A 25,437-nucleotide genomic window follows, 5' to 3' on the forward strand; every position below is an offset into this window, starting at 1 on the left:
ATCGGAAATAGTTTGAAATAAAATAATTTTAGGAACACTTGAGGGAGTTGTCTTGGATGAGGGCTCATTTTGCCCTCATACTCCCGCTATCAGTATCTGCGTAAATTTGCCGATTCTGGTAATGCGGGATTTTTTGAAAAAACTGTATTTTTTGATAATATGAAAAGATAAAAAAGATAATTTTAAAAATTTAGGAGGAAAAAATTATGGCAAGACCTTTATTACAGGTAGCATTGGATCATTCGGATTTACAGGGGGCTATTAAAGCCGCAGTGTCTGTAGGACATGAAGTAGACGTTATAGAAGCGGGAACAGTTTGTCTGTTACAGGTAGGAAGTGAACTGGTAGAAGTTTTAAGAAGTCTTTTTCCTGAAAAAATAATTGTTGCAGATACTAAATGTGCAGATGCAGGAGGAACTGTAGCGAAAAATAATGCAGTAAGAGGAGCTGACTGGATGACATGTATCTGTTCGGCAACTATTCCGACAATGAAAGCAGCTTTAAAAGCTATAAAAGAAGTACGTGGCGACAAAGGAGAAATTCAGGTTGAATTATATGGAGACTGGACTTATGAACAGGCTCAGCAATGGCTTGATGCGGGAATAAGTCAGGCTATCTATCATCAAAGTCGTGATGCTTTACTTGCAGGAGAAACTTGGGGAGAAAAAGACCTTAATAAAGTAAAAAAACTGATTGAAATGGGATTCAGAGTATCTGTAACAGGAGGATTAAGCACAGACACACTTAAGTTATTTAAAGGAGTAGACGTATTTACGTTCATTGCCGGACGTGGAATTACAGAAGCATCAGATCCTGCACAGGCTGCGAGAGATTTTAAAGCAGAAATAGCAAAATACTGGGCTGAATAGTGACAGAAAGGTTTTGTTACTGTAAAATTATAATAAAAGAGGCTGATTATGAAAGATTTGAATAAACTGAATTTAGGAATATATGAAAAAGCTCTTCCTAAAGATATTGACTGGATAGAGAGAATAAAGCTTGTAAAAGAATGTGGATATGATTTTGTTGAAATGTCTGTTGATGAAACTGACGAAAGGCTTGCAAGACTTGATTGGTCTGATGAGGAAATTAATAAAATACATGAAGCTCTTGTAAATACAGGTGTAAGAATTCCTTCAATGTGTTTTAGCGGACATAGAAGATTTCCGATGGGAAGCATGGATGAAAAAACAAGAGAAAAAGCTATGGAACTTATGCAAAAAGCTATAATTTTTGCGGATAAACTGGGTATCAGAACGATTCAAATGGCAGGATATGATGTTTATTATGAAGAAGGAAGTGAACAGACTAAAAAATATTTTACGGAAAATCTGAAAAAGGCTATAGAATGGGCTTCTTCGTATAACATAACATTGGCTATAGAAATAATGGATCATCCTTTTATAAACTCAATTACAAAATATATGGAATATTCGGAGATAATAAAATCTCCGTGGCTTAAAGTTTATCCTGATGTGGGAAATCTAACTGCATGGCCTGAAAATGATACATTGAAAGAATTGGAACTCGGTATAAAACAGGGAGAAATAGTAGCAATTCATTTAAAAGATACTTTAGCTGTAACGGATACTTTCCCGGGTAAATTCAAAGAAGTGCCTTTCGGAGAAGGATGTGTTGATTTTCCTAAAGTATTTGCCAAATTAAAAGAGTTAAACTATAAAGGACCTTTTTTGATAGAAATGTGGACTGAAAAATCCGATAATCCGATTGAAGAAGTAAAAAAAGCTAAAGAATGGATGCTTGATAAAATGAAAAAAGGAGGCTTTATCTAATGCTGGAAAAGTTAAAAGAAGAAGTTTATAAAGCGAATATGGAATTACCTGCTAAAGGGCTTGTGCTTTTTACATGGGGAAATGTAAGTGCTATCGACAGAGAAAAAGGACTGGTAGTTATAAAGCCGAGCGGTGTGGATTATGATAAAATGAAAGCCGAAGATATGGTAGTCGTGGATTTGGACGGGAAAGTTGTGGAAGGAGAGCTTAATCCTTCGTCAGATACACCTACTCACGTTGAATTGTATAAAAAATTTCCGAATATCGGAGGGATAGTGCATACTCACTCTACAAATGCTACAATATGGGCACAAAGCGGAAGAGATATTCCTGCTTACGGAACAACTCATGCAGACTATTTTTACGGACCTATACCGTGTACGAGAAAAATGACTCCTGAAGAGATCAAAGGAGAATACGAAAAAGAAACGGGAACAGTTATAATAGAAACTTTTGAAAAAAGAAATATAGATCCTAAATTTGTTCCGGCTGTGGTAGTTCACAGTCACGGTCCTTTTACGTGGGGGAAAAATGCTGCAGAAGCTGTTTATAATTCGGTTGTACTGGAAGAATTGTCAAAAATGGCAATATATACAGAGCAGATAAATAAAGATATAAAACCTATGCAACAGGAACTTCTTGATAAACATTTCTTGAGAAAACACGGAGAAAATGCTTATTACGGTCAAAAGAAAAAATAGAAATTTTAAGTCATGATATTGACTTACACAGGTTTTGAAAGGTGAACGGAATGGATGAAAAGCAAGATATAAAAACAAATCCCAACCTTGTCATAGCTTTGGGTTACTACATCAAAAATAAGAGATTGCAGAAGAATATAGGGTTGAGAGAAATGGCGGATTTGTTAAAAATAAGTCCTGCTTATTTATCTAATTTGGAGTCAGGCAAACATAGTATGACAAATCCTCTTTTGTTGAAAAAAATTTCTAAAATTTTGGAAGTCGATCATCTTAAATTGTTTAAGATAATAGGCTATACCGATAAAGATATGTCGGATTTGAAAAAAGAAATAATGTCCGAACTGGTAGAAGAAATTTCCGATATCGAAATTGGGAAAATAATAGAAGAACTTATGAAAATGGAACCCGAAAAAGTTTTTCTTGTAAAACAGTATATAGAGTTATTGAATAACAAAAATGCTTAGAGGAAAATATCTTCTAAGCATTTTTTTCTTAAATTTCAGGTTAAAAAAGAAAGGGGCTGTCTCATAATAGAAATTTTTTTCATTTTTCAGTATTTAACAAAAAATTTATACTTGATTTTGCTGATTTTGTTTTTTCATAAAAATCAAATTCTCTAATTTTTTTGTTTTGAGATAGCCTCACAATCTATTCAACATATTTACATTCTGTCAACAGTTTGTATTCCTAAAAGGCTTAATCCCTGTTTTAGGATTTCTGCAGTTTTTAATGCAAGTAATATTCTTGCTTGCATAGTTTCAGCATTTTCTTCTTTCAAAATAGGTTTTGAATTATAGAAATTGTTAAATAATTTTGCAAGTTCGAATAAATAATCGGCTATTACATTAGGTCTGTAGCTTTCATAAGATTTAACAACTACCTGAGGGAATCTCAACAGTGCAACTGCAAGTTCTCTCTCAACATCCTGCATATTGTCGAAGATAATATTTCCGTTTTTATTAATCGAGATATTTTCCGATTCCATTTTTCTTAGAATAGACATTATTCTAACATATGTATATTGTAAATATGGTCCTGTGTTTCCTTCAAAGCTTAAAACTTTTTCCCAGTCAAACAATATAGGAGAAGTTCTGTTCTGGCTCAAATCGAAATATTTTATAGCTCCTGTTCCTACAATGTCGGCAATAATTTCTTTTTCAGGTTCAGGTATATCGGGATTTTTCTCGTCGATAACTTTTTTTACGTGTTTTTTCGCCTCATCCAGTAAATCTATCAATCTGATGACATTTCCACCTCTTGTAGATAATATAACTCCGTTTGCAAATCTCATAATACCGAACCATACATGAACTTTGTCGTAATCATAAGGAGCACCTATCATTTTTGCTATTGAAAATACCTGTTTGAAGTGATCCTGCTGTCTTTCGTCAACTACGTATATGGCAAGATCTACATCTAAATCGTCTTTTCTGTATTTGATTGTAGCCAAGTCGGATGTGGAATATAAGAAACTTCCGTCTTTTTTCTGTACAATACATGGATGAAGTTTTGTATCTTCGTCAAAGAATACTACTAAAGCATCTTCGTCCTGTTTTGCAATATTTTTTTCTTTTAATTCTTCCAAAACGACAGGCATTAAATCGTTGTAAAATGACTCTCCGTTATAATAATCAAAAGTTATATCAAATCTTTTATAAATTTTGTTATATTCTTTTATGGATATATCTATAAATTCTCTCCAGAGAGCATTGTTTACTTCATCTCCCGATTGGAGTTTTCTAAGCTCTTCTCTGGCAACATCTTCAAGAGAAGGGTCTTTTTTTGCTTCGTCCGAAAACATAACATAAATTCTTTCCAATTCTTCAATGGGATCTTTTTCATAGGCTTCCCTGTTAAGCCAAAGATTATATCCCACAATAAGTTTTCCGAACTGAGTTCCCCAGTCGCCTACATGGTTGTCACCTAAAACTTTTTTAAATCCTAAAAATTGCAGAATTCTTTTTAGGGAATCTCCTATAATAGTACTTCTTAAGTGCCCGACATGCATACGTTTGGCAATATTAGGAGAAGAATAGTCTATGATGACTGTTTTGTCCGAATCCAAAAACGAGAAGTCATATTTTTCATTTCCGATTTTTTTAGTTTCATTATCGAGAAAAGAGTTTTTTAAGTAAATATTTATAAATCCGGGACCTGCAATTTCCATTTTTTCGATAATATCATTTTTTTCAAAATTTTCTATAATTTCATTCGCAATTTCTCTCGGATTTTTTCCTAAAATTTTTGAAGTTACCATTGCAAAGTTTGTTTGAAAATCACCAAATTCTTTTTTTGTAGAATTTTGAATGTCGATTTTATCCGAGAAATCTTCTTTGAAAATATTCTGTATATTTTTCTCAAATAATTTTTTCAACTGAATATTAAGTAATTCCATATTTTCCGTACTATATATTTTTAAAAATGAATATTATTGTAAAGATTCATAATAAAAATATATACCTCCTTTCCTAAAAAGTCTTTTATTTTTCTTGAAATTATTATATACTATATTTAAGAAATTTACAATTAATTAAAGAGAAAAATTATGAAAAGGAAATAATTTCATTGAGAAACAATCTTGGTTTAATTACAGTTTAATGGAATTGGTGTATAATCTTTTTAGATCGAAAAGATCTGAAACCTCAATTAACCCCCCCTTTTATAAGACCTCTTTAATTAGAGGTCTTTTTTACAAATTTCAAAAGATAACGGAGGAAACAAAATGAGTAACAATTATAGAAACAGTTACAGAAATAATCACAAGAAAGGAATATCAAGCAGCACAAAAAATGTTATATTGCTGTTTATATTTTCGGGAATATTGACAGGAGCAGCAGTTTTTTTTATGCAGGATAAAATACCGGCATTGAAAAATGAAGTCGAAACATTGAAAACTGAAAAACAGAAAAAAGAAAATGAATTGAAAAATATAGAAAGTACACTTTCAGAAAAAGAAAAAAGTTACAATGAATTAAAAAGCAAAGTAGATAAAAAATAGAAATATTTTATCGGAATCAATAAATCGAAAGGAAAGAACATGAAAAAGTTGATATTGGGAATAATAACAGTTTTAAGTTTAGGAATGATAGGATATTCGGGAGGCATAGTATTCAATAGTGTAAAAGGTAATCTTGATAAAAGTTCTCTTGAAAAAGATATAAAAAAGCTGGATGAAAGTATAAAAGAAAAAAGTACTTTGTTAGCTGAAGTGAAAGCAAAAGATGCAGAATTGAGAAAGCATTACAATCAAATAAGACAGGAAAAAGGGATAAAAGTTGTTTACTTGACATTTGATGACGGTCCTACTCCGAACAATACTCCGAGAATACTCGAAATATTGGAAAAAAATAATATAAAAGCGACATTTTTTGTTATAGGACAAAACCCTGATATGTACAAACAAATAGTGGATCAGGGGCATACCATTGCTATACATACTTATTCTCATGAATATAAACAGGTTTACGCTTCTGAGGATGCTTTTTTCCAGGATTTATATAAATTGAGAGATCTTATTATAGAAAAAACGGGAGTAAATCCTAAAGTTACAAGATTTCCGGGAGGTTCAAGTACGACGAGAGTTTCCAAACCTATAAAACAGGCTATTATAAACAGACTGACAAAAGAAGGTTATGTTTATCAGGATTGGAACTGTGACAGTACAGATGCTTCAGGAAATAAGGTTCCTGTAGAAAAACTTGTAAAAAACGGTGTATGTAATGTAAGAGAAGTAAATCTTCTAATGCACGATGCTTATGCTAAAACGACTACTGTAGAAGCATTGCAGCAAATAATAGATGCTTACAGAGCTAAGGGATATATATTTGAAACATTGACAGTGGACAGTCCGAAATTTCAACACGTTAAACAGCCTGAAAACGTTGATTAAGAGGGAGCTGCTAAGGTTAGTCTAAGTGGAAAAATTGTTTTATCATGTTATAATATTTTGCCGAAAAATTAAAATTGGAGGAAAATAACGATGAAAAAAACAATAACTATACTTATGGGATTAATTTTAACCTTATTTATATCATTACCGATAAAAGGAAATAATAAAAAATTAACAGATGATTTGAAAAAAAGTGAAAATAAAGTAAAAACGTCAGAAAATCGTGATGACATCTATGATGAAGAAATAAAAGAAGAATTAGCTAAATATTCTTACTTTCAAACAGGAACAGCTTCTTTTTACGGAGGAAAGTGGCATGGAAGAAAAACTGCCAACGGAGAAATTTTCGATACTTATAAATTGACGGCAGCTCACAAAACTTTACCTTTCGGAACGAGAGTAAGAGTAACAAATTTGAGTAACGGAAAGTCGGTAGTAGTAAGAATAAATAACAGAGGTCCTTATTCTAAAGGAAGAATTATAGATTTGAGTCAGGCAGCGTTTTCAAAAATTGAAAACATGAGTAAAGGTGTTACAAAAGTAAAACTTGAAATAGTAAAATAAAAATACTGAAAAGAAAGGCGGGTCATTTGTGTTAAAAGGTAAAATTGCATTAGTAACGGGTGGAGCAAGAGGAATCGGAAAAGAAATTGTTTTAAGATTTGCGGAAAACGGAGCGACAGTTATTTCGGGAGATTTGATAGATCCCGACTACAGTCATGAAAATGTTTCCCATATAAAGCTTAATGTAACTGACAGAGAAAATATAAAAGAGGTAGCCGCTCAGCTAAAAGAGAAATACGGTAAACTCGATATATTGGTCAATAATGCGGGAATAACAAGAGATTCTTTATTGCAAAGAATGAAAGAACAGGACTGGGATCTTGTTGTGGATATTAATCTAAAAGGTGTTTACAATGTTATGCAGGGTATGGTTTCGTTATTACTCAAAAGTAACGGAGCCAGTGTAATAAACATGGCTTCTGTTGTGGGACTTGACGGAAATGCAGGGCAGACAAACTATTCCGCTACAAAAGGCGGAGTTATAGCTATGGCTAAAACATGGGCAAAAGAATTCGGAAGAAAAAATCTGAGATCCAATGCTATTGCACCGGGATTCATAAAAACAGACATGACTCATGAATTGCCTGAAAAAGTGGTCGAATCTGTCTTGGAAAATACACCGCTCAGAAAAATGGGTGAAGCTTCCGATGTGGCAGATGCAGCTTTATTCCTTGCAAGTGATTTGTCAGGATTTATAACAGGTCAGGTTATAAGAGTTGACGGCGGACTTAATTTATAAGGTGTCGGTATGTCAAAAAAACCGAAAATATATGCGTACCTTTTAACGGAAACAAATGAAAGAGGTATAATTTATACTTGGGAAGAATGTCAAAATAAAGTAAAAGGCAAAAAAGCAAGATATAAATCTTTTAAAACTGAGGATGAAGCTTCGGCATGGTTAAAAAGCGGTGCTGAATATGAATCAAAAGAAAAAAAAGATGAAAAATTTGACGAATTAATCTCGAAATTGGACAGAAAAGCAGTATATTTTGATGCGGGAACAGGACGAGGAAAAGGCGTCGAAGTAAGAATAACCGATTTTAACGGAGAATCCTTATTGTATAAAGTTTTAGATAAAAAGAAAATAAACGATTTCGGCAATTATTATTTATCAAAAGGAAGAACCAATAATTTCGGCGAACTTACAGGATTGTATGCAGCATTGAAATATGCTTTAAAATATGATATAAATAAAATATGCGGAGACAGTTCCCTTATTATAGACTACTGGTCAAAAGGTAGATATAATAAAGACGGATTGGAAGAAGATACTATTAACCTTATAAAAAGAGTAACTTTAATGAGAAGTGAATTTGAAAAGAAAAAAGGTAAAATAGAAAAAATTTCCGGAGATGTAAATCCCGCTGATTTAGGGTTTCACAAATAAAATTTAAAACACGGAGGCTTTGAAAATGAAAAAAATTGCAGTATTTTTATTAATGTGTATGATGTTTACTTTAGGCTCGGCAGCAACTAAAAAAACAACATCCGGTAGAAAAAAAGTAACAGATAAAGAATATAGCGGACAGTATATAAAAGCTACAAATACTTTTACTTATAAAAAAGATAATCTTATATTTAAAGATAAACTTTTGACTTATCAGTTACAGGATAATTCAGGATTATTGGAAGGTATTTATGAATTTATAGGTCAAAACTACGGTGTAACTGATGATGATATCATCGGTTTAAATGTTAAAGGAAGAGTATCGGGAGATACATTAATAGTAACTAAAATTACAAATTACAGAATACCTGAGGACAAGCTGCATAAAGGAGAAAATGTCGATCCTTTAGCTGTACCTTCGGATACTACACAGGATCAAAGCGAAAATGTAGGGCAGTAAATTTATTAGTATAAGTCGAAAAGGTCGGAGATAACTTCTCCGGTCTTTTAATTTTGCTTGGGATATGATATAATTTACAAACAGTGGAGATTGAAAAAATTGACATAGAAATAAGTTAAAGGAGAGAAAAGAGTGGAAAAAAGAGCAACTATCATAACTTACGGTTGTCAGATGAATGTAAATGAAAGTGCAAAAATGAAGCAGATGTTGCAGACGATGGGTTATGAAATAACAGAAGATATAAATGAATCGGATCTGGTTTTTCTTAATACGTGTACCGTGAGAGAAGGTGCGGCAGTAAAAGTATACGGAAAATTGGGAGATCTGAAAAGGATAAAAGAAGAAAAAAACGGTAATATGATTATCGGAGTAACGGGATGTCTGGCTCAGGAAGTCAGAGATGAGTTTATAAAGAAAACTCCTTATGTGGATTTGGTTCTCGGAAATCAGAATATCGGAAGAATACCTGATATTTTGGAAAGAATCGAAAAAGGAGAAGAAACTCATATTGTAATGGTTGAAGATGAAGATGAATTGCCGAAAAGAGTGGATGCAGACTTCGGTGATGATATAGTCGCTTCCATATCTATAACATACGGTTGTAACAATTACTGTACATTCTGCATAGTTCCTTATGTAAGAGGTATGGAAAGATCAGTTCCTTTACATGAAGTATTGAGAGATGTGGAGTTTTACACGAAAAGAGGATATAAGGAAATATTGTTTTTAGGACAGAATGTAAACTCGTACGGTAGCGATTTGGCTGATGAAAATGATAATTTTGCCACATTACTTAACGAAAGTGCCAAAATTGAAGGGGATTTCTGGATAAAATATGTGTCTCCTCATCCGAAAGATTTTAATGATGAAGTAATAGAAGCAATAGCAAACAATTCAAAAATTTCGAGAATGTTACATTTACCACTTCAATCGGGGTCAACAAAAATACTGAATGCAATGAATAGAGGATATACAAAAGAAGAATTTATTCAGTTGGCAAAAAAAATAAAAGAGAGAATACCTGATATAGGTCTGACAACAGATATTATTGTGGGATTTCCGGGAGAAACGGATAAAGATTTTCAGGATACAATGGATGTAGTGGAAGAAATAGGATTTGAAAATGCGTTTATGTTTATGTATTCCAAAAGGACGGGAACACCTGCTGCGACAATGGAAGAACAGGTAAATGAGCAGACAAAAAATGAAAGATTGCAGCAATTAATGAGGTTACAGAACAGAAAAGCAAAAGAAGAAAGTCAAAAATATCTGGGGAAAGTTGTAAAAGTTCTGGTTGAAGGACCAAGCAGAAAAAATCCTGAAATGCTTACAGGAAGAACTTCGACTCATAAAATAGTTCTGTTCAGAAGTGACAGAAAAGATTTAAAAGGGCAATTTGTGCATACTAAAATTTATGAAGCTAAAACATGGACATTGTACGGGGAATTAGTAGAATAAATTAATAATAAAGAAAGACGAGGAAAAAATGAAAAGTGATGAAAAAATAGAAAAAGCAAATAATGAAGAAGTAACTAAAAATGAAGTTAAATCTGATGACGACAGATTAATAAAAGAAATACTGGGGATGAAAATAACTTCATTAAAAAAGAAGGCTAAGGAATACGGCATTCCCAATTTTTCAGTAATGAATAAATCTGATCTGGTAAACTATGTGTTAGTGGAAAAAGGGAATGAAGAAGGGAAAATATACGGATTCGGAACACTGGATATAATAGGAGAAGGAAATTACGGATTTTTAAGAAATACATCTGTGGGACCTGATGTATACGTTTCTCTTTCTCAAATAAAAAGGTTCTTCTTAAGAAACGGAGATGTTGTTTTCGGAGAATTGAGAGTGCCTATCGCAGCGGAAAAAAATTACGGGATATTAAAAGTGTTGCTTGTAAATGGAGATTTGGCTGAAAAATCTTTGGAAAGACCGTTTTTTGATGACCTTATTCCGTCTTATCCGGATGAAAAAATCAATCTTGGAGAAGGAGAATTGGCTTCAAGGATAATAGATTTGGTTTCTCCTATAGGTAAAGGTCAGAGAGGGCTTATAGTTGCTCCGCCTAAGGCAGGAAAAACGGTTTTGCTTTCTACATTGGCTAATGATATTATAAAATATAATCCTGAAATAGATGTCTGGATATTGCTGATAGACGAAAGACCTGAAGAAGTTACGGATATAAAAGAGAATGTAAAAGATGCCGAAGTGTATGCGGCGACATTTGATGAAAATCCTAGTGTGCATACACAGGTTACGGAAAATGTGCTTGAAATGGCTAAAAGAGAAGTGGAAAGAGGAAAAGATATATTAATTCTTATGGATAGCCTTACAAGACTTGCAAGATCTTATAATATAACTATTCCTTCAAGCGGAAAACTCATTTCGGGAGGTATAGATCCTAATGCTCTTTATTATCCTAAAAGGTTTTTAGGAGCAGCAAGAAATATAAAAAAAGGTGGAAGTCTTACGATAATAGCTACTGCACTTATTGAAACAGGAAGCAGAATGGACGAAGTTATTTTTGAAGAATTTAAAGGAACAGGAAATATGGAAATAATGCTGAACAGAACTTTGGAACAGTTAAGAATATTTCCTGCGATAGACGTGATGAAGAGCGGTACGAGAAGAGAAGAACTTTTAATTCCTAAAAATCAGCTGGAAAAAATCTGGAAACTGAGAAGAGAATTAAGTAAGGAGTCTGAAGTGGAAGGAATGAAAAAGCTGATAGAATTAGTAAAAAAATATAAAAGTAATGAAGAATTACTGGAAAATATATAGATGGAAAGACTTGAAAATAAAAAAACAAATGAGGAATAGGATTTTTGAGGCTATTTTATTTCGGGGTAGATAAAAATAATAAAGTTGGGTATAATTATCTTGTAAATAAATTAGTTTTCTCATTTCTTATTCATAAATAGGATACCCGAGGGTTTTATTACTCTCGGGTATTTCTGTATATAAACTATTTTATAGTAGAAGATTCAAAATAAAAGTATTCATTTTTTTTATATTTTTCGTGTGATGGTTTGTAATAAGCAAGTTTGGTAAAAAGAAAGCCCATTTTTTTTCTTTTTAAATCATCTCTGATTTTTTCAGCCATGTCTTCCCCGAAAATATAAATAGTTTTAACTTCTGCATTTTCAGGAATTTTCGGATTATCCCATTCGATTCTTTTGGTAGGGTCTATTTCAATACAAGTTGCATATAACTTAACATGGTTGATATAAAAGTTCTTAAAAACAATGTTATTGTAAGATACGAAACATTGCTGATTTTTAATATACTCCATTGAGCCGTCTTTTATATTTTTCTCTATTTCCTGAGAAAAATCTTTAAAAGAAATTCTTTCACTTGAAAAAGTATTAAATGAAAGCAATAGAAAACAGAAAATAAATGGAAGTATTACTTTATTTTTCATCGGCACTCTCCTTTTTTAAAAAACTGATATAAAGTATGTTACCATTTGTTAAGATAATTTTCAAGAGATAAAAAATAATTGTATATAAAATAGGGTTTAGTTATATATGAAGTTTATTTTCGTAAAATATCTTTAAAATAGAGTAAAAAGTGTTTACTAAAAGAAATATTTATGGTAAAATTATTATAGAAAAGATTGTTTAGGAGTTGAAACAATATGTTGGAAACATTAATTTTTAGAGAAATCAGATACAATAATAATAATGAAGAAATGCTGGAGAAATTTAAAAATAAAATTATAGATAATCCTGATGATGTAGAATCATTGCAAACATTGGCTTCTATTTATCATGCTCTGAAAAAAAATAATAAAGCTATAGAAATTTATAAAAAACTTGTGAAACTGGAACCTGAAAATCATGAAATAAGAGCTTTTTTAGGGTATTTATATTATGAAAATGAAGAACTTGACAAAGCTGAAGAAAATTTGAACGAAGCATTGGACATAAGTTCGGGAGAGCCTTTCGTATTGTTTTTACTGGGAAATGTTTACGCAAGAAGAGGAAAGATTTCCGAAGCTGTAGACTGCTACGATTTGGCAATTTTCCTTGATTTTGATATGTACACTGCACATATTGACTTTGCAAGAAAATACGAGCATATGGGAAGACACGGGAGAGCATTGAAAGAGTTTAAAGCTGCTTATGAAATAGATTCGAGAGATGAAGGACTGGTTGAGAAAATAAAATATATTGAAAATAAATGTAAAGCAAAAGGAAAATGTGAATGTGAGTTTGATGATCACAAACTTTTAATAACAGCTGATAAATTAGCATTGAACATATAGATATTAAAGGAGATGCCTCGAATGAGGGCTCATCTCCTTTATTTAGTATGAAGAGAATTACACGAGGAGGGAAAACAGCAAATGGTAAATTTAGTTTGTGAGGCGATTATACCTGACGGACCGATGAAGGAAGTAAAAGAAATAGAAAACAGTATAAGAACAACGTATAAAAAATCCATATGGGGGAAATTTGTAAAAGCGGTAAATGATTTTGATTTAATAGAGGACGGCGATAAAATAGCAATAGGAGTGTCGGGTGGAAAAGACAGTCTGCTTTTAGTAAAGCTGTTTCATGAATTGAAAAAAGACAAAAGTAGAAATTTTGAATTTAAAGCGGTAAGTTTAAATCCCGGATTTAGAGAGTCGGATTTGAGTAATTTTAAGAGAAATCTGGAAAACCTTAATATAGATTGTGCAATAATAGATACGAATATTTGGGAGATAGCTAATGAGAAAGCTAAAGATTATCCGTGTTTTTTATGTGCGAAAATGAGAAGAGGAATACTTTACAAAAAAGTGGAAGAACTGGGATACAATAAACTGACTTTAGGACATCACTTTGACGATGTAATAGAAACAACAATGATAAATATGTTTTATGCAGGAACTTTAAAAACAATGACGCCTAAAGTAAAATCCACTTCAGGTAATTTGTCGTTAATAAGACCGCTCATTTATGTGAGAGAAGCCGATATAATAGAATACACAAAAGAAAACGGAATAAGACCTATGAACTGCGGATGTACAATAGAAGCGGGAAGAACATCAAGTAAAAGAAGAGAAGTAAAAGATCTGTTGGCAAGTTTGGAGGAAAAAAATCCGGGAATTAAACAAAGCATTTTTAATTCCATGAGAAATATAAATCTGGATTATGTATTCGGGTACAGTGGTGGAGATAAATAGAGCAGAAACACTAAAGATAGGATAACATAAAGATTGAATGAAAGTACAATCACAATGTTGAATAAAAATAAAAAAATTGTTATAATTAATAAATAAAAAATACAGAAATGAGGAGGAGAGATGATATCTTTAATATTGGCTGCGGGAAAAGGAACAAGGATGAAATCCGAAAAGCCCAAAGTTTTACATGAAGTAAACGGAACGCCTATGTTAAAAAGAGTTTTAAAAACATTACAAAATACAGGTATTGAAAAAAATGTATTTATTTTAGGACATAAAAAAGATGCAGTGCTTGAAGCAATGGGAGATTTGGAGTATGTAGAACAGAAAGAGCAGTTGGGAACGGGGCATGCCGTATTGATTGCCAAAGAGAAAATCGAAAAATACAAAGATGATGTCCTGATAACATACGGAGATGCTCCTTTATTGAGGGAAGAAACAATAAACAGAATGAAAGAGATTTTTTATGAAAAAGATCTTGACTGTATACTACTTTCCTGCAAAATGAAAGACCCTTTTGCTTACGGGAGAATAATAAAAAAAGACGGAAAAGTAGTCGATATTATTGAAGAAAAAGAAGCGACAGAAGAACAGAAAAAAATAAAAGAAGTAAATACGGGAGTTTATATTTTCAAATATAAAAGTCTTGTAGAAGCTGTCGAAAAAATAGACAATAATAATATTAAAGGCGAGTATTACCTGACTGATACGATTAAAATCTTATCGGGAGCGGGATACAAGCTTGAAAGTTATCAGATAGAAGATGAGGATGAAGTTTTAGGAGTAAACTCCAAAGCTCAACTTGCACAAGCTGGAAAAATTTTGAGAGACAGAAAAAATCTGGAACTTATGGATGACGGAGTAATACTTATAGATCCTGAAACTACATATATAGAGGAGCAGGTTAAAATAGGAGAAGATACGGTTATTTATCCTAATGTTATTATTCAGGGAGAAACGGAAATAGGAAAAAACTGTAAAATTTTGGGAAATACGAGAATAGAAAATTCTGAAATAGCAGACAATGTTAAGATAGAGTCTTCTCTTATAGAACAGTCAAGGTTGGAAGAAGGAGTGACAGTAGGACCGTTTGCTCATTTACGTCCTAAAGCACATTTGAAAAAAAATGTACATGTAGGAAATTTTGTGGAAATAAAAAATTCAGTATTGGAAGAAGGAGTAAAATCAGGACACTTAACTTATTTGGGAGATGCCGAAGTCGGTAAAAATACCAATATCGGAGCGGGGACGATAACATGTAATTATGACGGTAAAAATAAACACAAAACAATAATCGGAGAAAATGCCTTTATAGGAAGCAATTCGACTATTGTAGCACCTGCAGAAATCGGAGAGAAAGCATTTACGGCTGCAGGTTCGACAATAACTAAAAAAGTACCGGAAAAAGCATTGGCATTCGGAAGAGCAAAACAAACAAATAAAGAAGGGTGGAATAAGTAAATGGAAACTTCAAGTGAACAAATCAAAATTTTTGCAGGGTCATCAAGTAAAGCATTAGCGGAGAAAATAGCTCAGCATTTGGAAATGAAATTGTCTTCAGTTCAGCTTATAAGATTTGCAGACGGCGAAATCTTTGTGAAACCTAACGAGAGTGTCAGAGGATGTAAAGTATTTGTTGTCCAGTCTACTTCGGGACCTGTAAATGAAAATATAATGGAATTACTTATATTTATTGATGCACTTAGAAGATCGTCCGCAAAAGAAATTGTAGCAGTAATACCTTATTACGGATATGCAAGACAGGACAGAAAGGCAAGCCCAAGAGAGCCGATTACATCAAAGCTTATAGCTAATCTGCTTACTGTTGCAGGGGCTACGAGAGTTATAACTATGGATTTACATGCGAGACAGATACAGGGATTTTTCGATATTCCTGTGGATCATATGGAAGCATTGCCTATTTTGGCAAAACACTTTATAAATTACGGATTTCATCCTGAAGATACTGTAGTAGTATCCCCTGATGTAGGAGGAGTAAAAAGAGCGAGAGGACTTGCGAGATGGCTTCACACACCTCTTGCAATAATAGACAAAAGAAGACCTAAAGCCAATGAATCCGAAGTGATGAATATAATCGGAGATGTTCAGGGGAAAAAGGCTATAATAATAGATGATATGATAGATACTGCAGGAACAATATGCAATGCGGCAAAAGCACTGAAAGAAAAAGGTGCTGTTGAAGTATATGCGTGTGCTATTCATGCTATATTTTCAGGGCCTGCGATAGAAAGACTTAAAAACGCCCCTTTAAACAAAATAGTCGTTACAGACAGTATCGAATTACCTGAAGAAAAAATATTCGATAAATTGAGAATACTCACAACGAGTAAAATGTTTGCGGAAACAATAAAAAGAATATACTGGAATGAAGCTATAAGCGACTTGTTTGAAATGCCGTCGGAAGAAAGAGAAACAAAAATTAATGAATAATGAAATAAAAAAAGTAACTGAAATACTTCTTGAGGGAGGAGTTGCTGTATTTCCCACAGATACAGTGTACGGAATAGGTACTCTTCCCCGAGAAAAAAGTGTTAGAAAAATTTATGAAATTAAAAAAAGAGATTTTTCAAAGAAAATAATAGCTCTGATCGACGATATTTCGAGATTGGATAAAATAATCAGCGAAACATTTGAAAATATTGAAAAAATTCTTCCTGTTCTGGAAAAATTCTGGCCGGGAGAACTGACTGTGATATTTAAAGCAAATACAGAATTTACAAGTAAATTTGATAAAGAACTCGAAACAATCGGAGTGAGAATACCTAAAAATGAAACGGCACTCGATATAATAAAAAATACAGGGGGTATTCTATTAACTACGAGTGCCAATATTTCAGGAGAAGAAGCTGTTACGGAACTTGATAAACTGAGTAAAGAGATAAGAGAAAAAGCCGATTATGTAATAGGTGACAACTCAAAATTGACGGGAAAGCCGTCTACAATCATAAAATATGAAAACGGAAATATAGGACTTTTGAGAAAAGGAAATATATCTTCGGAAGACATAAAAAAGGCAATGAAAGGATAAATTATATGGCAAAAATGATAAATCCCAATACAATAAATGATATGACTTTGATGAATGCCAAGGTACAGATCAGAATGAATGAATTACTGCAAAAAATAGGCAGAGGGAAAAGAAAAGTAAAGGTTACATTAAGTAAAAGTACAAGAAGTTATCTTAATAAGTTAACTGAAGAAATGAAAAAACAAATGAAAGATTATGAAAAACAGAGACCTAATCTTTTTCAGTTTTTTAATTATCTGGAAAAAGAAACTGCAGTAACAAAAGCAAACAAAAAACAAAAAACAAAAGAAATTGCTTTGTCATATGAAGAACTTGATTTTTTGAAATTTCAGATAAAAGAAACTGTAAAAGGTATCGACAATACAAGAAGTAAACTTAAATGGTATAATTTTTTGAAAAAAGGATTATATAAAACATTGAGAAAGCAAAATGAAGTAACATTGGAAGAATTGGGGAAAACATCTGTGAGTAGATAAATAAAAATAAGGGGAAAAGGGAAGGTTGAGGACTATGAAAAATGTTATATCTTATGTAAATGTTATTCTTGAAACGGGAATAGCAGAACTTGCAAGTGATATTCACATAAAATACGATAATGAAGAAAGTGAAATAAAATTCAGAATTGACGGTATTCTGACTGAAATCAGCAAACTGTATGATAAGATCGGTAAACAGATATTAACGAAAAATATAATTGAGATAATATCAAGGATAAAGATTTTGTCGGAAATGAATGTCGCTGAAAAAAGGAAACCGCAGGACGGAAGTTTCACTTTTATTTTTAATAATGAAAATTATGATATAAGAGCGGCGTTTATGCCTACTGTAAACGGAGAAAGCATTGTTTTAAGAATTTTAAAAAGTTACCTTGAAAATACTGAGCTTGAAACACTCGGATTTTCGGAAAAAAGTAGAGCAAATTTGGAAAAAATTCTTAAAAGAAAATATGGGCTTATACTTGTGAGCGGACCTACAGGATCAGGGAAATCTACGACTTTAATGTCTATGATAAATATGCTCAACGACGGAAAGAAAAAAATTATAACAGTAGAAGATCCTGTGGAAAATAAAATAAAGGGAATAGTACAGGTTCAGGTAAATGAAGAAATCGGGGTTACATTTTCTGAAATACTTAAAAATACTTTAAGAAATGATCCGGATATAATAGTAATTTCCGAAATAAGAGATGAAGTTACTGCCGAAATAGCAGTGAGAGCTGCATTGACAGGACATCTTGTTATTGCCACAGTGCATACAAATGATGCTGTTTCGACTGTTACAAGACTTGCAGATATGGGAATACAGAAATATCTTATACTGGATTCGGTAATAGGAGTAGTGGGACAAAGGCTTGTCGGCAGAAAGTGCGGTTACTGTTCGGGAGAAGGGTGTGAAAAATGCAGGAAAGGCTATAACGGTAGGATTTCTGTGAACGAAATGCTTATTATAAACGAAGAAGTAAAAAATATTTTAAAATTGGAAAACTCCAATCAGGAATATAAAAATAAATTGAAAAAACTTCAAAATAATGAGTTTATTGATTTTGAAGAAGATATAAAGGAAAAAATAGAAAAAAATCTGATTTTTGAAAAAGATGTTTTTGACTTTTTAAATTAGTTTGAAAGAGAGATAATTTATGGGAAAAAAAATAAATATAATTGTATATGACTTTGATAAAACCATATACGGAGGAGAATCAGGAACAAATTTTTTTACATACTATTTTAAGAAATATCCGATAAAAGCATCGGTATTTTCTTTTATTTACTTAAAAGAAGTTTTTTTGTATCTGATAAAAGTTATAAATTTGAAACAGTTAAAAGAAAGATTTTATGTGTTTTTGGAAAAATATTCAAATGAAGAAATTCAGGAGATAATTGACGGATTTTGGAAAGAATATTCTAAAAAAAACTATAAATGGACAGGAGAAGAACTGAAAAAAAATAAAGCTGAATCGGATATGGTAATTGTGAGTTCAGCGACCCCTTTATTTTTAATAGAAAAATTTGTATTATCTTTAGGATATGATACTGTCTTCGGAACTGATTTTGAAGAAGGAAAAAACGGGGAATTTGTTTCAAAAATAAAGGGTGAAAATAATAAAGGAATAGAAAAGGTACATAAACTCAGTCGGTGGGCAAAAGAAAACAATATTGAATACAGAATAACAAAGTTTTATTCGGACAGTCTTGCCGATAAGCCTTTATTTGATATTGCCGAGAAAAAATACTGGATAAAAAGAGGGGAAAAAATAGAAGGGATGCCTGAAAAAAGAACTATAATAGATGTTCTGTTCTGGAAGTAGAAAGCTAAAAAATACATTGACAATATCTGAAAACTGTTGTAAAATGCCATACAATAAAAAATATGAAAGGAGAAAAAATAGACAAGAAAAAAATTAATACAATAGTAGGTTCAATAGGGGCGTTTATAGGAATCTTCGTATTTATAGCGTATATTCCTCAGATTATAGCTAATATACAAGGTGTAAAAGCTCAACCCTGGCAACCCCTTTTTGCTTCGTTTTCGTGCTTAATATGGGTTGTTTACGGTTGGACTAAGGAGTCGCAAAAAGACTATATACTGATTATTCCAAATACTGCGGGAGTTATATTGGGATTTTTAACTTTTATTACAGCATTTTAAAAGTTAAAAAAACTGTTGACAAATTGTAAAGATTTTAATATAATAATTCTGTTGCCGCTTTAGCTCATCTGGTAGAGCAACTGACTTGTAATCAGTAGGTGGTTGGTTCGAGTCCGACAAGCGGCACCATTATTATAAAAAGCAACTTCAAAGTTGCATTTTTTTTATATATGTGATATAATCACTAAAAATAAACTATAAAAAAATTATTATATGGAGGAAAGAGATAATGGCAAAAGCTAAATTTGAGAGAAGTAAACCACACGTAAACGTTGGAACTATAGGACACGTAGACCACGGGAAAACAACATTGACAGCAGCTATATCCAAAGTATTATCTGACAAAGGATTGGCTGAAAAAGTAGATTTTGAAAACATAGATCAGGCACCTGAAGAAAGAGAAAGAGGAATAACAATTAACACGGCTCACATTGAGTATGAAACAGCAAACAGACACTATGCACACGTTGACTGTCCGGGACACGCGGATTATGTAAAAAACATGATAACAGGAGCTGCACAAATGGACGGAGCTATATTGGTAGTTTCTGCAGCTGACGGACCTATGCCTCAAACAAGAGAACACATCTTGCTTGCAAGACAGGTTGGAGTTCCTTACATAGTAGTATTCTTGAATAAAGTTGATATGGTAGACGACGAAGAGTTGTTGGAATTAGTAGAAATGGAAGTAAGAGAATTATTGACAGAATACTCATTCCCTGGAGATGAAATACCTATAGTAAAAGGATCTGCTTTAGGAGCATTAAACGGAGAAGGACAATGGGAAGATAAAATAATGGAATTGATGGATGCAGTAGACAGTTATGTGCCTACACCTGAAAGACCGGTAGACCAAGCGTTCTTGATGCCTATAGAAGATGTATTTACAATAACAGGAAGAGGAACAGTAGTGACAGGAAGAGTAGAAAGAGGAGTAGTAAAAGTAGGGGAAGAAGTGGAAATAATAGGAATCAAACCTACAGCAAAAACAACAGTAACAGGAGTAGAAATGTTCAGAAAGTTATTGGATTCAGGACAAGCAGGAGATAACATCGGAGCATTGTTAAGAGGAACTAAGAAAGAAGAAGTGGAAAGAGGACAAGTATTGGCAAAACCTGGATCAGTAAAACCTCATACATCGTTCAAATCGGAAGTATACGTATTGACAAAAGATGAAGGAGGAAGACATACACCATTCTTTACAGGATACAAACCACAATTTTACTTCAGAACGACAGATATAACAGGAGAAGTAAACTTGCCTGATGGAGTGGAAATGGTAATGCCTGGAGATAATATAGAAATGTCAGTAGAATTGATACACCCTATCGCAATGGAAGAAGGATTAAGATTTGCGATAAGAGAAGGTGGAAGAACGGTAGCTTCAGGAGTTGTTGCAACTATCGTTAAATAATAAACTTAAATAATACAAAAATAGTACCGGTCAAAACAGGTTTAATTAATATTATATTTGTTATGTGCCGGGCTATTATTATTTTATGAAAGGAAAGACTGAATTAAATGAAGAATGTAGAAATAATCAGTTACTTTTGGTTGTTTCTTTTAGTTATGTAAGTCTATATAAAAAATATGAAAAAATTTAAAAATATATTAATAGTTGTCTTGTCAGTAACTTCAATTACAGCTTGTACAGGCATCGGAGTAGGCGTAGGAATCCCTATAGGTCCTGTAAGCGTAGGACTTGGAACAACTATCGGATTGCCGAAAGGTTCTGATTTGTCATCAAAAGTGGGAAAAGTAAACGGAAGATATATGATAAACGGTGACGGTCTCAGCAAAACGGTTACATTAAAAGGAGAACCGGTAGAAATAATAGGCTCATCAAACAGATTAATTATAAAAGGAAGAGCTGTTTCTATAAATATAACAGGAACAAATAATATAGTAGAAGTTGATTCTACTGAAAATGTTAACATAGACGGCGAAAATAATAAAGTAAGCTATAAAACAAGCACTACTGAAGCAAAAAGACCGAATATAAGTATATCCGGAGCAGGAAGTGAAGTTTATAAAAGGCAGTAATTGGATAAGGGAATGTATTGTATAAAAAAATTATGTTTTAATATATAATTTATATATCTTTATTATAAAAAATTTTTATAAAAAATGTACTGAATGTATTGAAATAAAAGAGATGTTTCGGTTTTTTGTATATGAAGAAAGCATTAAAAAATAAGAACTCAAAAAATAAAAAAAGAAAAAAAACTTTACAAAAACTTTATATTATGTTAGAATACCGATAGGTTGTTAGAAAATAATAAGTTTTAAACGAAAAATTTTAGGAGGAAAAGTTATGAAAAAATTGTTAGGATTATTAGCATTAACATTAGCTGTATCTGGAATAGCTTCTGCTGATCAGGACGTTTTGAAAAGCATAAAAGCAACTTCAGAATTAAGACAAGGTTGGACAGATAAAGACGGAGATAAAGCTAACGAAATAGGAAATGCAGGATTCAGAAAACACAACAAAACAAGATTAAGATGGAGAAATGTTGTTACAGGTGAATTAAACTTGAATGATGAATGGGGATTAGATGCTAAATTCAAAGTTCAAAATGATAAAGACAGATTCTATTCTTATAATGCAAATGGAGAAAATAAAGAATCTGCTGTAAGAAAAGGAGCTTGGGAAACTAATTTAGAATTCGGAAAAGCTCTTAATATAGGTTCTTTAGAAACAAGAACTGCATTGGGATGGACTCATAAATCAAGTTATGCAGGAACAAAAGAATCTCACAAAGGAACAACAGGACATTCAAATGAAATCTACTTCGGACCTACATTTGGAGTAAATGTATTCGGACAAAGTATATCTACTACATTGCAAGCTGTATACTTTACTGCTAACGGTGGAAAAGATGCTGACTATGTTCATCCTGGTAAAGCTTTTGAAAGAGGAAAAACTGAAGGTTGGGGATTAAATGCTAATCTTGCTACTGACGGTAAAATTTTTGAAGGAAATGCAGGTTCTTTAGGATACTATGTTGAATTAAACAATAAATTGAGAGCACCTAAAGGTAAATTAGCAGCTACAGGTAAAAAAGCAGGATCTAATGTTTATTTGGATTATGTTGTAGGAGCTACTTATACTACTCCTTCATTTGCAGGATTCTATGGACAACTTAACGTAGAAAATGAATGGGAAAAACATACAGCTGTAACAGGATATACAAATAATTTCTCTGTATGGACAAATGCAGGATATAAAGCAGCGTTTGATACTGCAGTTGGAGAAGTTTCTGTAAATCCATTCATCAAATACAGACCATTACATAGAGAAACTACTTATAACAAACATTTAGATGACAATAAAAAAGTAACTACTGAAACTAATGAATTAAGAGCAGGAGTTAGCGTAGGATTAACAGTTAAATAGTTGTATTTAAATACCGGAAAAAGAGAGATTAAGTTCTCTCTTTTTATTTAAATAAAATTAAATCTTTTTCTATTCTTTTAAAAATTTTATAATTTCCCTTGACAAAAAGAAAAAAATAAGGTATATATTAGAGTATATTTTATTTATTGATATTTTGGTCAAGAATAAATAAAATATATCAATCTATAATTAAAAAGAATATAGGAGGAAAAATTTATGAAAAAAATAGTAAGTTTATTGGCATTAACATTAGCAATTTCAGGAGTTGCTTATTCGGAACAGGACGTTATAAAAAGTATAAAAGTGACAAGTGAAGTAAGACAAGGTTGGCAGGATAAAGACGGAGATAAAGCTAACGGTATAGGAAATGCAGGATTTAAGAAAAATAACAGAGCAAGAACAAGATGGAGAAATGCAGTATCCGGAAATATAAATTTAGTTGATGAATGGGGATTGGAAGCAAGTTTCTTAATCAGAAATGATCAAGATACAAATCGTAATAAATTTGATTCATCATCAAGAAACATAACAAACTTAGGAATATATAATAAAAGAGAAGGTTGGTATACAAACCTTGAATTAAGTAAAAGTTTAAAATTAGGTGCATTGGATACAAACACAATATTCGGATGGACGCATGAAGCAAGCAGACAGAGAATAGATCCTTTGACAGGTAAAGAAAGTCTTACAGGACAAAAACAGACAAAAGGAATTTTAAATGAAATTTATTTCGGACCTAAATTTGATGTAAAATTATTCGGACAAAATATTTCTACTACAGTGCAAGGTGTATATTTCAATATTAAAGGAAACAAAAGTGGAGACTATCATTGGAGCGGTTCAGACTTCGTGAACGGAAGAGCTGACGGATGGGGATTAAACCTTGATTTGAGTACAAGCGGAAATATTTTTGAAGGAGGATTCGGTAAAGTAGGATATAATGTGGATTTGACACATCACTTCAGAGATGCTAAAGGAAAAGTAGCAGCTACAGGAGAAGATGCAAAATCTAACGTGTATATAGATTACTATACAGCAGTGCATTATACAACTCCTTCATTTGCAGGATTCTACGGTAAAATTACAGTAGATAATGAATGGGAAAAATATACAGCAGTAAACGGATGGAATAACTACTTCTCCATATGGACTGATTTAGGATATAAAGCATCATTCGATACATCTGTAGGAACAATATCCGTAAATCCTTTTGTTAGATACAGACCTTTACACAGAGAAACTGCAAAAGATCATTCCGGAAGAAAAACTATAGAAATTAACGAAGTAAGAGCAGGATTAAGTATAGGATTAACAGCTAAATAGTAAATAATCTGTAAAGATTTTTCATAATTTTCAAACTCCCGAGAGTCGCAGTTTCAAACTGTTGATAATTCGGGAGTTTTATTTGATAAAAAACCTTCTCAAAGCATTGACAAAGGCTATGAAAAGTGATAAAATAATCTGATTATAAATCACACTTTGTTTTATTTAAAGATAGGGTGTTATCAGAAGATAATGTGTCTTTAAAGATAAGTGGGAGAAAAACCAAAAAAAATTAGGAGGAAAAAATGGCAGTAATCACAATGAAACAATTATTAGAAGTAGGAGCTCATTTCGGGCATCAGGCAAAAAGATGGAACCCTAAAATGAAGCCTTATATTTTTACGGAGAGAAACGGAATTCATATATTGGATTTGCACCAAACTTTGGCTGCAACTGAAAAAGCATATGAATTTGTAAGAGAAATTTCTGAAAATGGCGGAAAAGTTTTATTCGTAGGAACTAAAAAGCAGGCACAGGATGCTATAAGAGAAGAAGCTGAAAGAGCTGGAGGATTTTATGTAAATCACAGATGGCTTGGAGGGCTTTTAACTAACCTTAACACTATAAAAACAAGAGTTAAAAGACTTAAAGAGTTGGAAGAAATGGATGCGGACGGTACTTTGGATACAGCTTATACTAAAAAAGAAGCAGGACTTTTGAGAAAAGAAATGGCTAAATTGTCTAAAAATATCGGTGGAATTAAAAATATGAGTAAATTACCTGCTGCATTATTTGTAGTAGACATCAAAAAAGAATTTTTAGCATTGGAAGAAGCTAAAAAATTGGGAATACCTGTAATAGCATTAATTGATACAAATGTAGATCCTGATTTGGTAACTTATAAAATACCTGCAAATGACGATGCAATAAGATCAGTTAAATTATTTGCACAGGTTATCGCAAATGCAGCTGTAGAAGGAAACGGCGGAGTTGAAGGATTTGTTGAGGGAGAAGATGGTTCTGAAGAAGTTTTGCAAGAAACTGATGTAGTAGAATTTGAAGATGAAGCAGTAACTGAAGAAGAAGCTGAAATTAATTAATAAATTAGAGG

General features: G+C 32.4%; 28 protein-coding genes and 1 tRNA gene. 27 read left to right on the forward strand and 2 right to left on the reverse strand.

From position 1 onward, the window contains the following. Positions 1–206: 206 nt before the first annotated feature. The 4 genes from FVE72_RS03055 to FVE72_RS03070 are packed head-to-tail and all read left to right on the forward strand — an operon-like array spanning position 207 to position 2,958. Complete coding sequence (locus FVE72_RS03055; RefSeq protein WP_026737210.1) at positions 207–869, forward strand: 3-keto-L-gulonate-6-phosphate decarboxylase UlaD; 663 nt, start codon at positions 207–209, stop codon at positions 867–869. Between the two features lie 48 nt (positions 870–917). Next, on the forward strand, positions 918–1,793 hold the full coding sequence (locus FVE72_RS03060) for an L-ribulose-5-phosphate 3-epimerase (protein ID WP_172966385.1): 876 nt from the start codon (positions 918–920) through the stop codon (positions 1,791–1,793). Further along, complete coding sequence (araD, locus tag FVE72_RS03065; protein WP_006808540.1) at positions 1,793–2,494, forward strand: L-ribulose-5-phosphate 4-epimerase; 702 nt, start codon at positions 1,793–1,795, stop codon at positions 2,492–2,494. Before FVE72_RS03060 ends, araD begins: the two co-directional genes overlap by 1 nt. Before the next feature lie 50 nt (positions 2,495–2,544). After that, a complete protein-coding gene (locus FVE72_RS03070) occupies positions 2,545–2,958 on the forward strand; it encodes a helix-turn-helix domain-containing protein (protein ID WP_006808528.1) in 414 nt (137 codons plus the stop codon). A gap of 197 nt (positions 2,959–3,155) precedes the next feature. Here FVE72_RS03070 and argS read toward each other — a convergent pair whose 3' ends face one another. Continuing rightward, the gene (argS, locus tag FVE72_RS03075; RefSeq protein WP_026737212.1) at positions 3,156–4,889 is read right to left on the reverse strand and encodes an arginine--tRNA ligase; all 1,734 of its coding nucleotides are present in this window, start codon (positions 4,887–4,889) and stop codon (positions 3,156–3,158) included. A 327-nt stretch (positions 4,890–5,216) separates the two neighbouring features. On the opposite strand from argS, the gene FVE72_RS03080 reads away from it, so the two are divergent. From FVE72_RS03080 to rho, 8 genes are all read left to right on the forward strand, one after another. Next, the gene (locus FVE72_RS03080) at positions 5,217–5,492 is read left to right on the forward strand and encodes a hypothetical protein (RefSeq protein WP_026737213.1); all 276 of its coding nucleotides are present in this window, start codon (positions 5,217–5,219) and stop codon (positions 5,490–5,492) included. Positions 5,493–5,531: 39 nt separating this feature from the next. Continuing rightward, positions 5,532–6,383 carry a polysaccharide deacetylase family protein gene (locus FVE72_RS03085; protein WP_026737214.1) on the forward strand — a complete coding sequence of 284 codons (852 nt, stop codon included), beginning with the start codon at positions 5,532–5,534 and terminating at the stop codon, positions 6,381–6,383. A 90-nt stretch (positions 6,384–6,473) separates the two neighbouring features. Then, positions 6,474–6,947 carry a septal ring lytic transglycosylase RlpA family protein gene (locus FVE72_RS11540; protein ID WP_026737215.1) on the forward strand — a complete coding sequence of 158 codons (474 nt, stop codon included), beginning with the start codon at positions 6,474–6,476 and terminating at the stop codon, positions 6,945–6,947. A 28-nt stretch (positions 6,948–6,975) separates the two neighbouring features. Beyond that, positions 6,976–7,686 carry a 3-oxoacyl-ACP reductase FabG gene (gene fabG, locus FVE72_RS03095; protein ID WP_026737216.1) on the forward strand — a complete coding sequence of 237 codons (711 nt, stop codon included), beginning with the start codon at positions 6,976–6,978 and terminating at the stop codon, positions 7,684–7,686. Between the two features lie 9 nt (positions 7,687–7,695). After that, the gene (locus FVE72_RS03100; protein WP_026737217.1) at positions 7,696–8,334 is read left to right on the forward strand and encodes a ribonuclease H family protein; all 639 of its coding nucleotides are present in this window, start codon (positions 7,696–7,698) and stop codon (positions 8,332–8,334) included. Positions 8,335–8,359: 25 nt separating this feature from the next. After that, entirely contained in the window at positions 8,360–8,794 is a 435-nt protein-coding gene (locus tag FVE72_RS03105) for a hypothetical protein (RefSeq protein WP_036056047.1), read from the forward strand. 132 nt (positions 8,795–8,926) lie between these two features. Further along, positions 8,927–10,252: a tRNA (N6-isopentenyl adenosine(37)-C2)-methylthiotransferase MiaB gene (miaB, locus tag FVE72_RS03110; protein ID WP_026737218.1), complete on the forward strand. Its 1,326-nt coding sequence runs from the start codon at positions 8,927–8,929 to the stop codon at positions 10,250–10,252. 28 nt (positions 10,253–10,280) lie between these two features. Then, positions 10,281–11,582, forward strand: coding sequence for a transcription termination factor Rho (gene rho / locus FVE72_RS03115; RefSeq protein WP_081724170.1), 1,302 nt, complete (start codon positions 10,281–10,283; stop codon positions 11,580–11,582). Positions 11,583–11,766: 184 nt separating this feature from the next. Here the strand turns inward: rho and FVE72_RS03120 are convergent, their stop codons facing one another. Then, positions 11,767–12,222 (reverse strand): hypothetical protein, encoded by a 456-nt coding sequence (locus FVE72_RS03120; protein WP_026737220.1) that lies wholly within the window; start codon positions 12,220–12,222, stop codon positions 11,767–11,769. Positions 12,223–12,438: 216 nt separating this feature from the next. Here FVE72_RS03120 and FVE72_RS03125 point away from each other — a divergent pair, with 216 nt between their 5' ends. The 15 genes from FVE72_RS03125 (at position 12,439) to rpsB (ending at position 25,426) form a co-directional block, all read left to right on the forward strand. Continuing rightward, a complete protein-coding gene (locus tag FVE72_RS03125; RefSeq protein WP_006807779.1) occupies positions 12,439–13,068 on the forward strand; it encodes a tetratricopeptide repeat protein in 630 nt (209 codons plus the stop codon). A gap of 81 nt (positions 13,069–13,149) precedes the next feature. Further along, a complete protein-coding gene (locus tag FVE72_RS03130; protein ID WP_026737221.1) occupies positions 13,150–13,971 on the forward strand; it encodes a tRNA lysidine(34) synthetase in 822 nt (273 codons plus the stop codon). Positions 13,972–14,091: 120 nt separating this feature from the next. Further along, a complete protein-coding gene (gene glmU, locus FVE72_RS03135; protein WP_026737222.1) occupies positions 14,092–15,432 on the forward strand; it encodes a bifunctional UDP-N-acetylglucosamine diphosphorylase/glucosamine-1-phosphate N-acetyltransferase GlmU in 1,341 nt (446 codons plus the stop codon). Then, entirely contained in the window at positions 15,433–16,422 is a 990-nt protein-coding gene (locus tag FVE72_RS03140; RefSeq protein ID WP_026737223.1) for a ribose-phosphate diphosphokinase, read from the forward strand. Next, positions 16,415–17,020, forward strand: a complete 606-nt coding sequence (locus tag FVE72_RS03145; protein WP_026737224.1) for an L-threonylcarbamoyladenylate synthase — start codon at positions 16,415–16,417, stop codon at positions 17,018–17,020. The genes FVE72_RS03140 and FVE72_RS03145 overlap by 8 nt, the downstream gene beginning before the upstream one ends. Positions 17,021–17,025: 5 nt before the next feature. Then, positions 17,026–17,496, forward strand: coding sequence for a hypothetical protein (locus FVE72_RS03150; RefSeq protein WP_026737225.1), 471 nt, complete (start codon positions 17,026–17,028; stop codon positions 17,494–17,496). Positions 17,497–17,530: 34 nt separating this feature from the next. Then, complete coding sequence (locus FVE72_RS03155; protein WP_026737226.1) at positions 17,531–18,637, forward strand: GspE/PulE family protein; 1,107 nt, start codon at positions 17,531–17,533, stop codon at positions 18,635–18,637. Between the two features lie 19 nt (positions 18,638–18,656). Beyond that, positions 18,657–19,325, forward strand: coding sequence for an HAD-IB family hydrolase (locus FVE72_RS03160; protein WP_026737227.1), 669 nt, complete (start codon positions 18,657–18,659; stop codon positions 19,323–19,325). Between the two features lie 77 nt (positions 19,326–19,402). Continuing rightward, positions 19,403–19,666 (forward strand): SemiSWEET family transporter, encoded by a 264-nt coding sequence (locus FVE72_RS03165; protein WP_026737228.1) that lies wholly within the window; start codon positions 19,403–19,405, stop codon positions 19,664–19,666. 53 nt (positions 19,667–19,719) lie between these two features. Then, a tRNA-Thr gene (locus tag FVE72_RS03170) sits at positions 19,720–19,795 on the forward strand. A 100-nt stretch (positions 19,796–19,895) separates the two neighbouring features. Further along, positions 19,896–21,080: an elongation factor Tu gene (gene tuf / locus FVE72_RS03175; protein WP_026737229.1), complete on the forward strand. Its 1,185-nt coding sequence runs from the start codon at positions 19,896–19,898 to the stop codon at positions 21,078–21,080. A 176-nt stretch (positions 21,081–21,256) separates the two neighbouring features. Beyond that, positions 21,257–21,709, forward strand: a complete 453-nt coding sequence (locus FVE72_RS03180; RefSeq protein ID WP_026737230.1) for a DUF3060 domain-containing protein — start codon at positions 21,257–21,259, stop codon at positions 21,707–21,709. Between the two features lie 271 nt (positions 21,710–21,980). Next, complete coding sequence (locus tag FVE72_RS03185) at positions 21,981–23,063, forward strand: hypothetical protein (protein WP_026737231.1); 1,083 nt, start codon at positions 21,981–21,983, stop codon at positions 23,061–23,063. 216 nt (positions 23,064–23,279) lie between these two features. Continuing rightward, complete coding sequence (locus FVE72_RS03190; protein WP_026737232.1) at positions 23,280–24,386, forward strand: hypothetical protein; 1,107 nt, start codon at positions 23,280–23,282, stop codon at positions 24,384–24,386. A gap of 245 nt (positions 24,387–24,631) precedes the next feature. Further along, positions 24,632–25,426: a 30S ribosomal protein S2 gene (gene rpsB / locus FVE72_RS03195; protein ID WP_026737233.1), complete on the forward strand. Its 795-nt coding sequence runs from the start codon at positions 24,632–24,634 to the stop codon at positions 25,424–25,426. Positions 25,427–25,437 lie beyond the last annotated feature (11 nt).

It is taken from the genome of Pseudoleptotrichia goodfellowii (assembly GCF_007990505.1).
GTDB lineage: Bacteria > Fusobacteriota > Fusobacteriia > Fusobacteriales > Leptotrichiaceae > Pseudoleptotrichia > Pseudoleptotrichia goodfellowii.